Annotated in this window: 12 protein-coding genes and 1 tRNA gene; 8 read left to right on the top strand and 5 right to left on the bottom strand. The window is 74.4% G+C overall.

Annotation, left to right across the window (positions count from 1 at the left end; genetic code table 11):
- Positions 1 to 25 precede the first annotated feature (25 nt).
- Both AC1UE4_RS21940 and AC1UE4_RS21935 read left to right on the top strand, forming a co-directional pair.
- A complete protein-coding gene (locus AC1UE4_RS21940) occupies positions 26 to 751 on the top strand; it encodes a carotenoid biosynthesis protein (RefSeq protein WP_482919463.1) in 726 nt (241 codons plus the stop codon).
- Positions 748 to 2,247, top strand: a complete 1,500-nt coding sequence (locus tag AC1UE4_RS21935) for a phytoene desaturase family protein (RefSeq protein WP_482919462.1) — start codon at positions 748 to 750, stop codon at positions 2,245 to 2,247. The genes AC1UE4_RS21940 and AC1UE4_RS21935 overlap by 4 nt, the downstream gene beginning before the upstream one ends.
- Here the strand turns inward: AC1UE4_RS21935 and AC1UE4_RS21930 are convergent, their stop codons facing one another.
- Entirely contained in the window at positions 2,248 to 2,946 is a 699-nt protein-coding gene (locus AC1UE4_RS21930; RefSeq protein WP_482919461.1) for a spheroidene monooxygenase, read from the bottom strand.
- Between the two features lie 117 nt (positions 2,947 to 3,063).
- On the opposite strand from AC1UE4_RS21930, the gene AC1UE4_RS21925 reads away from it, so the two are divergent.
- A complete protein-coding gene (locus AC1UE4_RS21925) occupies positions 3,064 to 3,645 on the top strand; it encodes a glycerol-3-phosphate acyltransferase (RefSeq protein WP_482919460.1) in 582 nt (193 codons plus the stop codon).
- Here the strand turns inward: AC1UE4_RS21925 and AC1UE4_RS21920 are convergent.
- A complete protein-coding gene (locus AC1UE4_RS21920; protein WP_482919459.1) occupies positions 3,569 to 4,645 on the bottom strand; it encodes a glycosyltransferase family 2 protein in 1,077 nt (358 codons plus the stop codon). The two genes, AC1UE4_RS21925 and AC1UE4_RS21920, sit on opposite strands and share 77 nt — an antisense overlap.
- A gap of 51 nt (positions 4,646 to 4,696) precedes the next feature.
- Here AC1UE4_RS21920 and AC1UE4_RS21915 point away from each other — a divergent pair, with 51 nt between their 5' ends.
- The 5 genes from AC1UE4_RS21915 to AC1UE4_RS21895 all read left to right on the top strand — a co-directional run bounded on the left by AC1UE4_RS21915 (position 4,697) and on the right by AC1UE4_RS21895 (position 9,583).
- On the top strand, positions 4,697 to 5,923 hold the full coding sequence (locus AC1UE4_RS21915) for an acyl-CoA dehydrogenase family protein (RefSeq protein WP_482919458.1): 1,227 nt from the start codon (positions 4,697 to 4,699) through the stop codon (positions 5,921 to 5,923).
- On the top strand, positions 5,920 to 7,095 hold the full coding sequence (locus tag AC1UE4_RS21910; RefSeq protein ID WP_482919457.1) for an acyl-CoA dehydrogenase family protein: 1,176 nt from the start codon (positions 5,920 to 5,922) through the stop codon (positions 7,093 to 7,095). The genes AC1UE4_RS21915 and AC1UE4_RS21910 overlap by 4 nt, the downstream gene beginning before the upstream one ends.
- A gap of 91 nt (positions 7,096 to 7,186) precedes the next feature.
- Entirely contained in the window at positions 7,187 to 8,092 is a 906-nt protein-coding gene (locus tag AC1UE4_RS21905; protein ID WP_482919456.1) for a histone deacetylase family protein, read from the top strand.
- 8 nt (positions 8,093 to 8,100) lie between these two features.
- Positions 8,101 to 8,172 (top strand) — tRNA-Ala (locus AC1UE4_RS21900).
- Between the two features lie 55 nt (positions 8,173 to 8,227).
- A complete protein-coding gene (locus AC1UE4_RS21895) occupies positions 8,228 to 9,583 on the top strand; it encodes a Glu/Leu/Phe/Val family dehydrogenase (protein ID WP_482919455.1) in 1,356 nt (451 codons plus the stop codon).
- 341 nt (positions 9,584 to 9,924) lie between these two features.
- Here AC1UE4_RS21895 and AC1UE4_RS21890 read toward each other — a convergent pair whose 3' ends face one another.
- The 3 genes from AC1UE4_RS21890 to AC1UE4_RS21880 are packed head-to-tail and all read right to left on the bottom strand — an operon-like array spanning position 9,925 to position 13,145.
- Complete coding sequence (locus AC1UE4_RS21890; RefSeq protein WP_482919804.1) at positions 9,925 to 10,734, bottom strand: PhzF family phenazine biosynthesis protein; 810 nt, start codon at positions 10,732 to 10,734, stop codon at positions 9,925 to 9,927.
- A gap of 36 nt (positions 10,735 to 10,770) precedes the next feature.
- Positions 10,771 to 11,262: a hypothetical protein gene (locus tag AC1UE4_RS21885; protein ID WP_482919454.1), complete on the bottom strand. Its 492-nt coding sequence runs from the start codon at positions 11,260 to 11,262 to the stop codon at positions 10,771 to 10,773.
- A gap of 11 nt (positions 11,263 to 11,273) precedes the next feature.
- Positions 11,274 to 13,145, bottom strand: a complete 1,872-nt coding sequence (locus tag AC1UE4_RS21880; RefSeq protein ID WP_482919453.1) for a diguanylate cyclase — start codon at positions 13,143 to 13,145, stop codon at positions 11,274 to 11,276.
- Positions 13,146 to 13,152: the final 7 nt, after the last annotated feature.

The following is a 13,152-nucleotide window of genomic DNA, read 5'->3' as shown; positions in this document are numbered from 1 at the left end:
TCGCCCTCGCGCCACACTGCGGTCCGTGTTCCGCGTGCTCTTCGCCTCCGTCGTCGCGGCCCAGGTCGCCTACTCGAGGCTGCCGGCCTCGCGACGCGTGGCGGCCACGCGGGGGATCGTGCTGCTGGTTCTCGCGACGTCCTTCGCCGAGGCGGCCGGTTCGCGCGGAGGCCGCCGGGCGGCGGCGCTGCTCGGCTCGGCCGGGGGCGTCGGGTTCGGCGCCGAGCTGCTCGGCGTCGCCACCGGGAAGCCGTTCGGCCACTACACGTACAGCGGCGGCCTCGGGCCGCGCGTGCGCGGCGTGCCGCTGCTCGCCGCGGCGGCGTGGGCGATGATGGCCCGGCCGGCGTGGGTCGTCGGTGGGCTCGTGGCGCGGTCGCCGCTGCAGCGGATCGTGGTCTCCGCGGGCGCGCTGGCGGCCTGGGACGTCTTCCTCGACCCGCGGATGGTCCGCGAGGGCTACTGGACCTGGCCGGGCGGCGGCGCGTACGAGGACGTGCCGCTCTCGAACTTCGCGGGCTGGGTCGGCACGGCGGCGGGCGTCTTCGCCGCGTGGTCGGTCCTGGATCCCGGCGACGACCCCCGCGGAGACGGTGACGGCGCCCTCGCGCTCTACATCTGGACGTGGGCCGGGGAGACGTTCGCCAACACGGTCCTGTGGCGCCGTCCCCGGGTCGCGCTCGCCGGTGGCGCCGCGATGGGCGCCTTCGCGGTCCCCGCGCTCGTGGCCCGGCGGCGCGAGGGCGCATGAGCCGCGTCGTCGTCGTCGGCGCCGGTGTCGGCGGGCTCGCCGCGGCGGTGCGGCTGCTGGAGGACGGGCATGACGTGACGGTCCTCGAGGCGGGCCCTGCGCCGGGCGGCAAGGCCGGGCGGCTCGAGCGCGACGGGTACCGCTTCGACACCGGCCCATCGCTGCTGACGATGCCGTGGGTGTTCCGCGACCTGCTCGGCGACGCGCTGCCGGAGCTCATCCGCGTCGAGCCCGTCACCACGTACCGGTTCGCGGACGGGAGCTCGGTCGAGCTGTCGGCGGACCTTCCGCGCGCGCTCGAGGCGCTGGAGGCGTGGTCGCCCGGCGCCGGCGACGACTGGGCCCGCTTCCTCGGCGTCTGCGCGTCTATGTGGCGCGCGTCGGTCCCCGTCCTCACCGGCGAGCCGCCGTGGCCCCCACGCCGCCCGGGACCCGGCGAGCGGCCGCCCGATCCCCGCGACCTGCTGCGCGTGCGACCGTGGTCGACGTTGCGCGGCCTCGCCCGGTCCGTCGCCCGCGACGACCGCCTGCTCCTCGTCATCGAACGGTTCGCGACATACGCCGGCGCCGACCCGCGGCGCGCCCCGGCCGCGCTGGCGGTCGCCGGCTACGTCGAGCACGCCTTCGGCGCCTGGCACGTCCGCGGCGGCATCCACGAGCTGATCCTCGCCCTCGCCCGGCGCGTCGAGACCCTCGGCGGCCGGATCGCCTACGACACGACCGCGACCGGCATGCGCCGCTCCGGCAACCGCGTCACCGCCGTCTCGATCGCCTCCACGCCCTCAAAGCCAGGCACCTCGGGGGGCGAAGACGTCGTTGCGGCGCCCGGGACCTCGGTGCCAGGCACCTCGGGGGGCGAGGATGTCGTCGGGGCGGACTGGGTGGTGTGGAACGGCGAGGCGGCGGCGATTGACCGCCTGCTCGGCGCGGCGCCGCGGCGCCGGCGCGAGCGGTCCCTTTCCGGCTACGTGCTCATGCTGGGCGTGCCGCGCCGGACGGGAATCGGGCACCACACGATCGCGTTCCCGCGCTCGTACGACGCGGAGTTCGACGACGTCTTCGCGGCGCGACGGCCGGTGCGGGACCCCACGCTCTACGTCAGCGTCCCGACCGTCACCGACCCGACAGACGCGCCGGACGGCGGCGAGACCTGGTTCGTGCTCGTCAACGCGCCCGCCGGGCTGCCCGCGCACGCGTGGGACGGCTACGACGAGCACCTCCTCGCGCGGCTGCGCGCGGCGGGGCTCGACCCCGGCGAGGTGGAGGTGCGCGCGGTCCGCTCGCCCGCCGACCTCGAGCGCGAGACCGGGGCCGCCGGCGGGGCGATCTACGGCGATGCGCCGCACGGGCGGCTCGGGACGCTCGGCCGGCCGGGGCCGCGGGTTCGCGGCGCCGAGAACGTGCTGCGCGCCGGCGGGACCGCGCATCCGGGCGGCGGCCTGCCGCTCGTCGCCTTGAGCGGGATGCTGGCCGCGCGCATCGCCGGCGCCGGCTGATCAGCGTGCGCTCAGCGGATCGGCGGCGTCCCACGTGCCGCGCGCACCGTACGGCCGGAAGCGGGCGAACAGCTCCTCGGAGTACCAGCCCTCCTCGCGCGTGCGGCGGATGACGTCGCGGTGCACGTCGTCGGCGTACGCGAAGGCGCGGGCGTCGGCGAACGCCCGCCAGATGGAGAACGTCGCCTGCCGCCCGACCGGCCACTCGCCGATGCCCACCGAGGCCAGGAGGCCGGGCGAGTGCAGGAGCCGCTGCGTCGGCGGCGCGATCGCGCGGTGGAACGGCATGAGGCGCCGCGGGCTGATCGTCGCGCGGGTGAGGATCGCGACCGGCTCGTCGGCCTCCAGTCGCCCCGCCGCCCCGGCGAACAGCGGGTGGCCGCTCCATGACCCGTGCGCGCGCACCGGGTCCAGCCGCACGTGGTACGTCTCCTCGGCGTGCTGCGCCCACCGCGCCGCCACGGGCGAGGCGCGCAGGAACCCGTCGAGGTCGCGTTCCGTCTCCCAGACGGCGAAGAGCGCCCACCGGCGCAGGTCGGCGCTCGCCGTCATCGTCCGCCCGCGGCCGGTTCCGAGGAGCTTCCAGAACGCCAGCCCCGGCGTCGCGCGCAGGAGGGGGCGATCGAGGCCCATGCGCGAGAGCCCCGCGCGGGCGGCCGGCCGGCCGTACCGGATGAGATGGAAGGAGGCGAGCGCCACGGGACGCCTGCAAGGCTAGGCGGAGGATGGAGACCGTCCGCGCCATCGAGCGCCTGCGAGGCTAGGCGGCGGATGGGGACCGTCCGCGCCATCGAGGGCCTGCGAGGCTAGGCGGCGGTGGAGACCGTCCTCGCCTGCGTGATCGGCTACCTGCTCGGCTCGGTGCCAGTTGCGCTCATCGTGGCGCGCCGCCACGGCGTCGACCTGCTCACGGTGGGCGACGGCAACCCCGGCGCATGGAACGCGCTCGACCACCTGGGCCCGCGGAGGGCGCTGCCGGCGTTCCTCGGCGACGGCCTCAAGGGGCTGCTCGCCGGGGTCGTCGGCCACCTGCTCGGCGACGTGTGGACGGCGTACGCCGCGGTCGCGGCGGCGATGGTCGGGCACGCGCTGCCGGTCTTCGCGCGGTTCCACGGCGGCAAGTCGGTCATGACGTTCGTCGGCGGCGCGTTCGCGCTCGCGCCGCTCGCCGCGCTCGTCTCACTAGTCGTCGGCACCGCGGCCGGCGTCGCGCGCCGGTCCGCGGCGACGTTCGCGCGCGTCGGCGTCTTCACCTTCCCGGTCTGGCAGCTCGCCCTCTACCCGGTCGAGCAGGCGGCGGCGACGGGCGGGCTCATGTGCATCATCGGCGTCCTGTTCGTCCTCCGGCGTAGACCCGCCCGCGCCACTCGCGCGGAGGACGCAGCACCGACAGCGTGAGCCGCACGGCGGTCGCGGGATCGGCGAGCGGCGAGAGCAGGAACGCGAGCCCGCGCGGCCGGTAGCCGCGGGCCTGAGCCGCGACGAACGCGCAGCGCACCGCCACCAGCACGCGGTCGAGCGCGGTCGCCCGGCCGGTCAGCAGCCGCAGCACCGGCAGCGCCATCGCGCCCCACACGACGACGAGGTCGAGCGCGACGCGCGGCGGCGTGCTCACCGCCGGATCGATGATCGACCGCCCCCAGCCGTGCCACGTCTCGCGCAGCGACTCGTACATCCGCACCTCGAGCAGGTCCGCCGCGTCCGCGAAGCCGACCCGCCAGCCGATCGCGCGCAGCGACCGCGCGAGCGCGACGTCCTCGGTCATGTAGCCCGCGACGCGCGACCACCCGCCCACGCGCAGGAACGGCTCGCGCCGGACGACCACGCACTGGCCGTTGAGGATGGTGCGGTGCAGCGGCGGCGGGTCGCCGATCGCGTCGCCGGGCCCGAAGCGGTAGACGATCGTGGCCAGCAGCGACGGGTGCAGCCACTGCTCCCCGGCCGACTCGACGACGAACCGCGGGCCGGCGCTCAGCACGTCGTAGGCGGCGGCGCGCTCGACCAGCGCTGCGATGAGGCCCCGCTTCGGCCGCGTGTCGGCATCGAGCGAGACGACCCACGCTCCCCGCGCCGCCAGCACGCCCTGGTGCAGCGCCCACGTCTTGCCCGCCCAGCCGGGCGGCGCGGGAGCGCCCGCGACGACCCGCGCGCCGAGCGATCGCGCCAGCGCCGCCGTCCCGTCGGACGACTCGTCGTCGACGACGATGACCTCGACCACGCCCGGCTCCCCGCGCAGCGGCTCGAGCACGCCGGCCAGGCGCCGCTCCTCGTTTCGCGCGGGCACGACGACGGACACCCCGCCGTCGGGCTCGGGTGCGCCCGCGGCCAGCGGCGGATGGCGATGGCGGCCGCGTGCGAGGCGGCGGAAGGCGAGCATGGCACCGAGCAGGCGGATCACGCCGTGTATGTTCCGACTTCGACTGGTCGGTCAGCCAAGCGAGGGAGATCCGTGGACCTCAACGACAGTCCTGAACAGGCGCAGTACCGCGAGAAGGTGCGCGCCTGGCTGGAGGAGCACAAGGGCGAAGCGCCGGTCCTGGAAGGACCGGACGCCATCACCGACGAGGACGAGATCGTCGCCGCGCGGCGCGTGTGGCAGCGCAAGCTCGCCGAGGGCGGTCTCGCCGGCGCGACGTGGCCCAAGGAGTACGGCGGGCAGGGGCTCGGTCCCATCGAGCAGGTGATCATCTCCCAGGAGATCGCCCGCGCGGGCGTGCCGGGGATCCTCGACGTCATCGGCGTCGGCATGCTCGGGCCGACGATCATCGCCCACGGCACCGACGAGCAGAAGCAGCGCTACCTCGGGCCGATGCTCCACGCCGACGAGGTGTGGTGCCAGCTCTTCTCCGAGCCCGCCGCGGGCTCCGACCTGGCCGGCATCCAGACGCGGGCGCGGCAGGAGGACGGCGGCTTCTCGATCTCGGGCCAGAAGGTCTGGACGACGAACGCGCAGTTCAGCGCCTACGGCCTGCTCCTCGCCCGGACGGACGCGGACGTCCCGAAGCACAAGGGCCTCACGATGTTCATCGTTCCGATGGACGCCGAGGGCGTGACGATCCGCGGCCTGCGGCAGATCTCCGGCGAGGCCGAGTTCAACGAGGTCTTCTTCGACGACGTGAGGCTCGGCGACGAGAACGTCGTCGGCGGCGTCGGCAACGGCTGGGGCACGGCGCTCACGACGCTGATGTTCGAGCGCGTGACGATCGGCTTCGGGTCCGAGGGCATGGGCTACCGGCCCGAGCGCTTCGCGACGCGGCTCGCGCAGGACGAGGCGAGCGCGCGCAACGGCGAGGTCCGCCAGCGGCTCGGTCACATCGCGAGCGAGCTGCTCGCGGTCAAGTTCACCGGCTACCGGATGCTCTCGGCGCTGCAGCAGGGCCAGATCCCCGGTCCCGAGGCGGGCCTGTCGAAGATCACGACGGTGAACGCCGGCATCGCGGCGTGCGACCTCGTCGCCGACGCGATCGGGCCCGACGCGCTGCGCGAGGACGTCGAGAACCCGTTCAGCTACCACACGTCGTTCCTGCCCGGCCTGAAGTCGGCGGGCGGCACGGAGGAGATCCTGCGCAACACCATCGGTGAGCGCGTGCTGGGGCTGCCGCCCGAGCCGCGCCTTGACAAGGGCATCCCGTTCAGCGAGCTGCGGGCCAAGGAGCGGGAGGCGGCCGCGTCATGAACCTCGAACTCAACGACGAGCAGGTCTTCCTGCGCGACGCGGCGCGCCAGGCGCTGTCGCGGACGAACACGATTGAGGCCGCACGCGAGACGCTCGACGGCGGCTCGCGGCCGGACCTGTGGCCGACGGCGGTCGAGGCAGGCTGGACCGGCCTGCTGGTGGGCGACGAGCGCGGCGGCGCCGGGCTGAGCGCCTTCGACGCGATGCTCGTCCTGCAGGAGACGGGCCGCCGGCTGGCGGGCGTCGAGCTGATCGGGCACCTGCCGGCGACGGCGCTGCTCGAGGCGGCCGGCTACGACGGGATCGAGGAGATCGCGGCGGGCTCGAAGCGGGCGGTGTTCGTTCCCGCGCAGCCGCCCGGCGATCTCGATCCGGGCTGGACGGTCGAGGCGCGCGAGGGGCTCTCGCGCGGCGCGGCACCGTCGGTGGGCGACGACGGCTCGGTGAGCGGCGTCGTCTCCTGGGTCGTCGACGCGCCCGGCGCCGACGTCTTCGTCGTGGTCGGCGAGGGCGGTGCCGTGGCGGTCGTCGAGGCCGGCTCGGGCGTGTCGGTCGAGGAGGTCTTCCGCTACGACCCGACGCGCAGCATCGGCCACGTGACGTTCGACGGCGCGTCCGGGACGCGGCTGCCGGTGTCGGCGGACGACGCCGCGCGGGCGTGGTACCTCGCGCAGGCGCTGCTGGCCGCCGAGTGCGTGGGCGCGGTCGAGACGTGTCTCGAGATGGCGGTCCAGTACGCGAAGGAGCGGTTCACGTTCGGCCGCGCCATCGGCTCCTACCAGGCGGTCAAGCACGGGCTGGTCGAGGTGCTGCGGCGGCTCGAGAACGCGCGCTCGCTCCTGTACTACGCGGGCTGGGCGTACGAGGACGGCCACGACGAGTTCGCCGTGGCGGCGTCGGCGGCGCGGTCGTCGGCGGGCGAGGCGCTCGACTTCGCGGCGCGCGACAACATCGCGGTGCACGGCGGGATCGGCGCGACGTGGGAGCACGACGCTCCGCTGTTCTTCCGCCGCGCGCAGCTGTCGCGGCGGCTGCTCGGCGGGACGTCCGGCTCGACCGACCGCGTGGCGGGCGAGCTGCTGCGCCAAGCCGGCGGCTCGCTGCCGACGACGGCGGCGGCGCAGTCCACGCCCGCGACCGCGACCGCGACCGCGACCGCGACGAGCGTCTAGAGGGTCACCGGGAGGCGGTGGGCGGCGAAGTTGCGCCGCCCGCCGCACTTCGGCGCGCTCGGCCTCGCCGCGCGTGCCAGGATCAGTCGCCGTGCGCTTCTGGGCCCACGACCGGCATGTCATCCCGCTGCCGCCGGGGCACCGGTTCCCGGCGAGCAAGTACCGGCTGCTGCGCGAGCGCGTCGAGGCGCTCGGGCTCGGCGGGGTCGTGCACGCCGGCGCCGCGCCGTGGGACGCGCTCGCCCTGGTGCACACGCCCGAGTACCTCCACCGCCTGCAGGCGGGTGAGCTGACGCGGCGCGAGGAGCGCGGCCTCGGCCTGCCGTGGTCGCCCGAGCTCGTCGAGCGCGGCCGCCGGTCCTCGTGGGCGACCGTCGAGGCGGCGCGGGACGCCCTGCGCGACGGCTACGGGATGAACCTCGGCGGCGGCACGCACCACGCGTTCGCCGACAGCGGCCGCGGGTTCTGCGTCTTCAACGACGTCGTCCTCGCGACGCGCGTCCTGCGCGCCGGGCACGAGCTGCAGCGGGTGCTCGTCGTCGACTGCGACGTCCACCAGGGCGACGGCACCGCGACGCTGTGCGCCGGCGATCCGCTCGCGTTCACCCTGTCCGTCCACGCCGCGGCGAACTACCCGTTCCACCGCGCGACCTCCGACCTCGACGTCGACCTCCCGACGGGCACGACCGACGAGCCGTACCTCGAGGCCCTCGAGCGTGCTCTCGACGAGGCGATCCCCGTCGCCCGCCCCGACCTCCTCTTCTTCCTCGCCGGCGCCGACCCGTGGGAAGGAGACGCCCTCGGCCGCCTCGCCCTCACCAAGCAGGGCCTCCGGGCCCGGGACGAGCTCGTCCTCGCCACCGCCGACGCGATCGGCGTCCCCGTCTGCGTCACGCTCGCCGGCGGCTACGCCCCCGACATCGCCGACACCGTCGACATCAACCTCCAGACCACACGCGCTCTGCTCGACCGCACGGCCGACTTCCTACAGTTCTGAGTCTCACCGGGGGCGTGGTGCTAACGGGAACACGCGGCCTTTGCAAGGCTGAGTTGGGGGTTCGATTCCCCCCGCCTCCACTCCCGCGACGTGGCGCTCCGCCCGTGCGAGGGATAGGGTGCGCCACCGGGTCACATGGCCGGCACCGAGGAGAGCCAGCAGCAGCAGGCGGGCCGCGATGCGGCGGTCCCCGAGGAGAACGGCGTCGACCGCTCCCCGCGCGTCGCCAACCGCGCCGCCTTCACGAAGCCCGCCGAGATCTCGAGCTACGAGATCGTCACGCGGTACTTCGAGGACGCCGCCGATCAGCTCGGCCTCGAGGAGGACGTGCGGGCGGTGCTGCGCTCCTCCTACCGCGAGGTGCAGGTGCAGGTCCCGGTCCGCCGGCGCGACGGGCGGATCCACGTCTACTCGGGCTACCGCGTCCAGCACAACGGGGCGCGCGGGCCGTACAAGGGCGGCGTGCGCTTCCACCCGGACGTCGAGCTCGACGAGGTGCGCGCGCTCGCCGCGCTCATGACGTGGAAGACCGCGATCGTCGGCGTCCCCTACGGCGGCGCCAAGGGCGGCGTCAACTGCCCGGCCCGCGACCTCGAGCCCGACGAGCTCGAGGCCGTCACCCGCGACTTCATGCAGAAGATCGACAGCGTCGTCGGCCCGATGCGCGACATCCCCGCCCCGGACGTCAACACGAACGCCCAGATCATGGCGTGGATGATGGACGAGTACGGCAAGAAGCACGGGCACACGCCGGCGATCGTGACGGGCAAGCCGATCGCGCTCGGCGGCTCGTACGGGCGTGAGGCGGCGACCGGCCGCGGGCTCGTCTACGCCTTCCGCGAGGCGGCGCCGCAGATCGGCCTCAAGCCGCAGGACGCGCGCGTGGTCATCCAGGGCTTCGGCAACGTCGGCAGCTGGGCGGGCCGGATCCTGGAGGAGCTCGGCTCGAAGATCATCGCCGTCCAGGACATGGACGGCGAGATCCGCAACGACGACGGCATCGACACCCGCGCGCTGACCGAGCACCTCAAGGCCGGCCGTCACATCGAGGAGTTCCCCGGCGCGACGCCGCTCCCCGTCGAGGAGTACATGGCGACCGATTGCGACGTGTTCATCCCCGCGGCGCTCGGCGGCATGATCCACGGCGACAACGCCCACCTCCTGAGCACCCGCATGATCGTCGAGGGCGCGAACAGCCCGATGACGCCGCGGGCGAACGACATGCTCGAGGAGAAGGGCGTCCTGATCGTCCCGGACGTGATCGCCAACGCCGGCGGCGTCGTCGTCTCCTACTTCGAGTGGGTCCAGAACCTCCAGCACTTCACGTGGGACGAGCGCGAGGTCAACGACAAGCTCGGGACCATCATGCGGCGCGCGTTCCGCGAGGTGCTGCAGCGCTCTCGCGACAGCGACTGCTCGCTGCGGGTGGCGGGCTACACGCTCGGGATCGAGCGCGTCGTCGAGGCGGCCAGGACCCGCGGCTACATCTAGTGTCGTGATCCGCAAGTTCGGCTGCAGCTGGTGGATGCCGAATCGTGCCTGACGGCGACCGGCATCCACTGTCGTACTGGTAGTCCGGCCGTGGATGCCGGGTGCCGTCAGGCGCGATAGCGGCGCCGCCAGATGCCGGCGAACTTGCGGATCACGGCACTGACACGAAGAGCGCCTCGGCCATGGAACCGAGGCGCTCTCCAGTGCGTCCTTGCCCTCCGGGTGGCAAGTCGCGTGGCGGCTGTTCCCCAACGCCGCTCACGCGTCCGTCACGCCCCTCATCGGTGGCGCCCCGGCCGTGCTCGACGTTCACGAGGCCCTGATCGAACGGGCGTCCAGCGCTAGAGGAGGACGGTGCCGCGGGCGACGACGACGGTGTCTCCGCCGACGCGGACGCGATCCCCGTCGACCGAGCACTCGAGGCGGCTCGGGCGGCCCATCTCGAGCCCCTGCTCGACCACCAGCCGGTCGATCCCCGTGCGGGCGTGGAGGTACGCCATGAGCGGCCCGGCGGAGGAGCCGGTGGCGGGGTCCTCGCTGACGCCGGCGGGCTCGAGGTAGAACGAGCGGGCCCGCGCGCGCTCGCCGTCGACGATGGCGTAGTAGAGCGTGATCGCCCCGTGCGCCCCGAGCAGCTTCTCGAGGTCGCTGAACGCCGGCGCCGGGCGGTCGAGCGTCGTCACCGGCACGATGACCTGCGGCACGCCGCACGAGACGACCTGCGGCACGAGGTCCGGGTCGGCGGCGTTGCCGGCCAGCGCCGCGGCGGGATCGAGCTCCGGCCCCATGACGGCGGGCTCCTGCAGCATCGAGGCCCGCGCGGTACGCCCGTCGGCCGCGACCTCGACGTCGACGGGCTGGAGCCCCGCCGGCGTCTGCTGGACGTAGGTGGCGTCGCGGTCGCCGCGCGCCATCGCCACGGCCACGGCGGTGCCGAGCGACGGGTGCCCGGCGAAGTCGAGCTCGCCCCGCGTCATCCAGATGCGGTTGCGGTAGTCGGCGCCGTCGCGTGTCGGCGCCTGCACGAACGTCGTCTCCGACAGCCGCGTCTCGCGGGCCAGGGCGAGCATCGCGCCGTCCGAGACGCCGTCGGCGTCGTGGACGACCGCGAGCTGGTTGCCCGTGAGCGGCGTCGCCGTGAAGACGTCCAGCCAGGTGAGCGGGAGGTCGGCCAGGGCCGCGCGAAGCTAGAAGTCGAAGTCCTTCGGCGGGCGCTGCTCGAACCAGAGCCGGTCGTGCTCCGGCGTCTCCTGGAGGAACTCGGGGGTCTCCTCGAGCACGTCCTCGTCGCGCTGCTCGCCCTCGGCGGGAGCCCGGTCGTCGAGCGGCGGCGGGTCGCTCCAGCCGATGTCGTCGTCGGCCGGGGCGCGGAAGCGATCGGCCGAGACGGCGCCGTGGTGCTCCTGCGTGGAGGGCAGGGCCTCGGAGGCGTCGGGCAGGTCCTCGTTGAGGTCGCCGAACGGCTCCGCGCGGTCCTCCTCGGGGGCCGGACGGTCCTCCGGCAAGGTCGCCGACGCGCCAGGTGCCTCCGCGGATGCCGGCGCCGGCGCGTCGGGGATCGCGGGCATCTGCCCCGGCCCGAAGGCCTCGCGCTCCTGCGCGGCGACCTCGCCGGGATCGGCGCCGTGGCGGCGCTTGAGCTCCAGATGCTCGCGGATCGCGTCGTCGAGCAATCCCATGTGGCCGGAGACTAGCGGGCGCGCCGGGCGCTCTCGGCCACGGCCCGCTCGCTGCGGTTCTTCCCCGCCCGCTTGGCCGCGTAGAGCGCGCCGTCGGCGGCCGCGACGAGCGACGGGTGGTCGGTGGCGGATTCCGGGATCGCGGCGGCGCCGAAGCTGGCGGTCACCTTCACGATGCCGCCGTCGGGCAGCGGGATGTCGAGCTGCGCGATGCCGGTGCGGACGCGTTCGGCGAGGTTGAAGGCGCCCTCGAGGTCGGTGCCGGGCAGGACGACGGCGAGCTCCTCGCCGCCGTAGCGGGCGGGCTCGTCGATCTCGCGCGACTGCTCGCGCAGCACCCTGGCGACCTCGGCGAGGACGCGGTCGCCGGTCTGGTGGCCGTACGTGTCGTTGACCTGCTTGAAGTTGTCGATGTCGAGCATCACGAGGCCCACGCCGCTCTCGAAGCGGCGGGCGCGCTCGATCTCGCTCGCCAGCGTCTCCTGGAACCGGCGGTGGTTCGACAGGCCGGTGAGGTCGTCGGTGACCGCCTGGCGCTGCACGGTCTCGTGCAGGGCGACGTTCTCCAGCGAGACCCCGACTTGGCCGGCGAGGTAGTGGAAGAGCTCGGTCTCCGAGGACGTGAACGTCCCGCCGCTGCGCCACACGGTGACGACGCCGAGCACGTCCTCGCCTTCGGCGCCGCGCAGCGGGTGGGCGAGCGCGCTGCCCTCGTCCGACGTGACGTCCGAGCTCTGGCCCGTCTCCATCGCCTCGCGCTCGGCGCGGAGGATGAGCTCGCCAAGCGCGCCCGGCTCGCCGCTGGCCGACCGCAGGTCGCCCTCGTGGGAGAGCGCGCGGCCGCCGTCGGCTCCCACGCCCTCGGCCGTCGTGCTGACGGCGATCCCGAGCAGCGCGTCGCGGTCGAGGTTCGACGCGAACGCCTCGCCGAGGCGGTGCAGCGTCTTCTCCAGCCGCGTCCGCTCCCGCCGCAGGTCGGCCAATCGCCCTTCGAGCTGCCGCGCCATCCGGTTGAACTCGCCGCCGAGCGCCGCGAACTCGTCGCGGCCGTGCGTCGGCACCTGGGTCGTGAAGTCGCCGCGGCCGAGCCGCCGTGCGGCCTGGAGGAACGATCCGATCTGGGCCTGCAGCGACCGCGACACGAGGATCGCGCAGGTGATGGCGAGGATGAAGAAGCCCGCGAGCACGCCGCCGGCGAGCAGGCGGCTGCGGCGGATGTCCGAGTCGACCGCGCTGAGCGGCGACGTCACGGAGACCGTGACCCGGTCGTCGCCGAAGCCGCGCGCGTCGAAGCTCGCGACGCGGTAGTCGTCGTCGCCGACGGAGACCTCGCCGACGCGCGGCAGCGGCTTGTCGCCCACGCCCTGCAGCGTCGACGCGAGCTTGCGCTGCGCCGTGCGGACGACCACGCCGAGGCTCGCGACTTGGTCGACCTCGCGGGCGTAGACCGGCGCGGTGCGGTCGGAGATCTGCAGCTCGCCGAAGCGGTTGCCCTGCGCATCCTCGAGCGGCCGGCGCGACGGGGCGATCGCGTCCTTGGCGCCGACGTCGACCCGCTCCCCGGAGCGGTCCTCGATGCGGATGCGGGCGAGCCCCAGCTCGGTGAGCAGCTCGGTTGCCCGCTTCGTCGCCGCGGCGTCGTCGCCCCGGCGCAGCGCGGTGGCCAGCTCCCGGTCGCCGCCGACCTTCGGCGAGAGCTTGAACGCCTGGTCGCGGTCGCGCGCGTAGATGTTCCCGGCGACCTCCTGGCGGGCGCGCAGCTCGGCGTCCGCCTTGCCCCGCTCGTTGTCGGAGATGAGGCTGAAGAGGACGAACGCCACCGAGACCATCGGCACGATGACGATCGCCACGAAGAACAGCGTGAGGCGATTGCGGAAGCTCACGTGCCGG

The organism is Parviterribacter kavangonensis, assembly GCF_056863335.1.
This window is presented reverse-complemented; position numbering and strand designations above follow the sequence as displayed.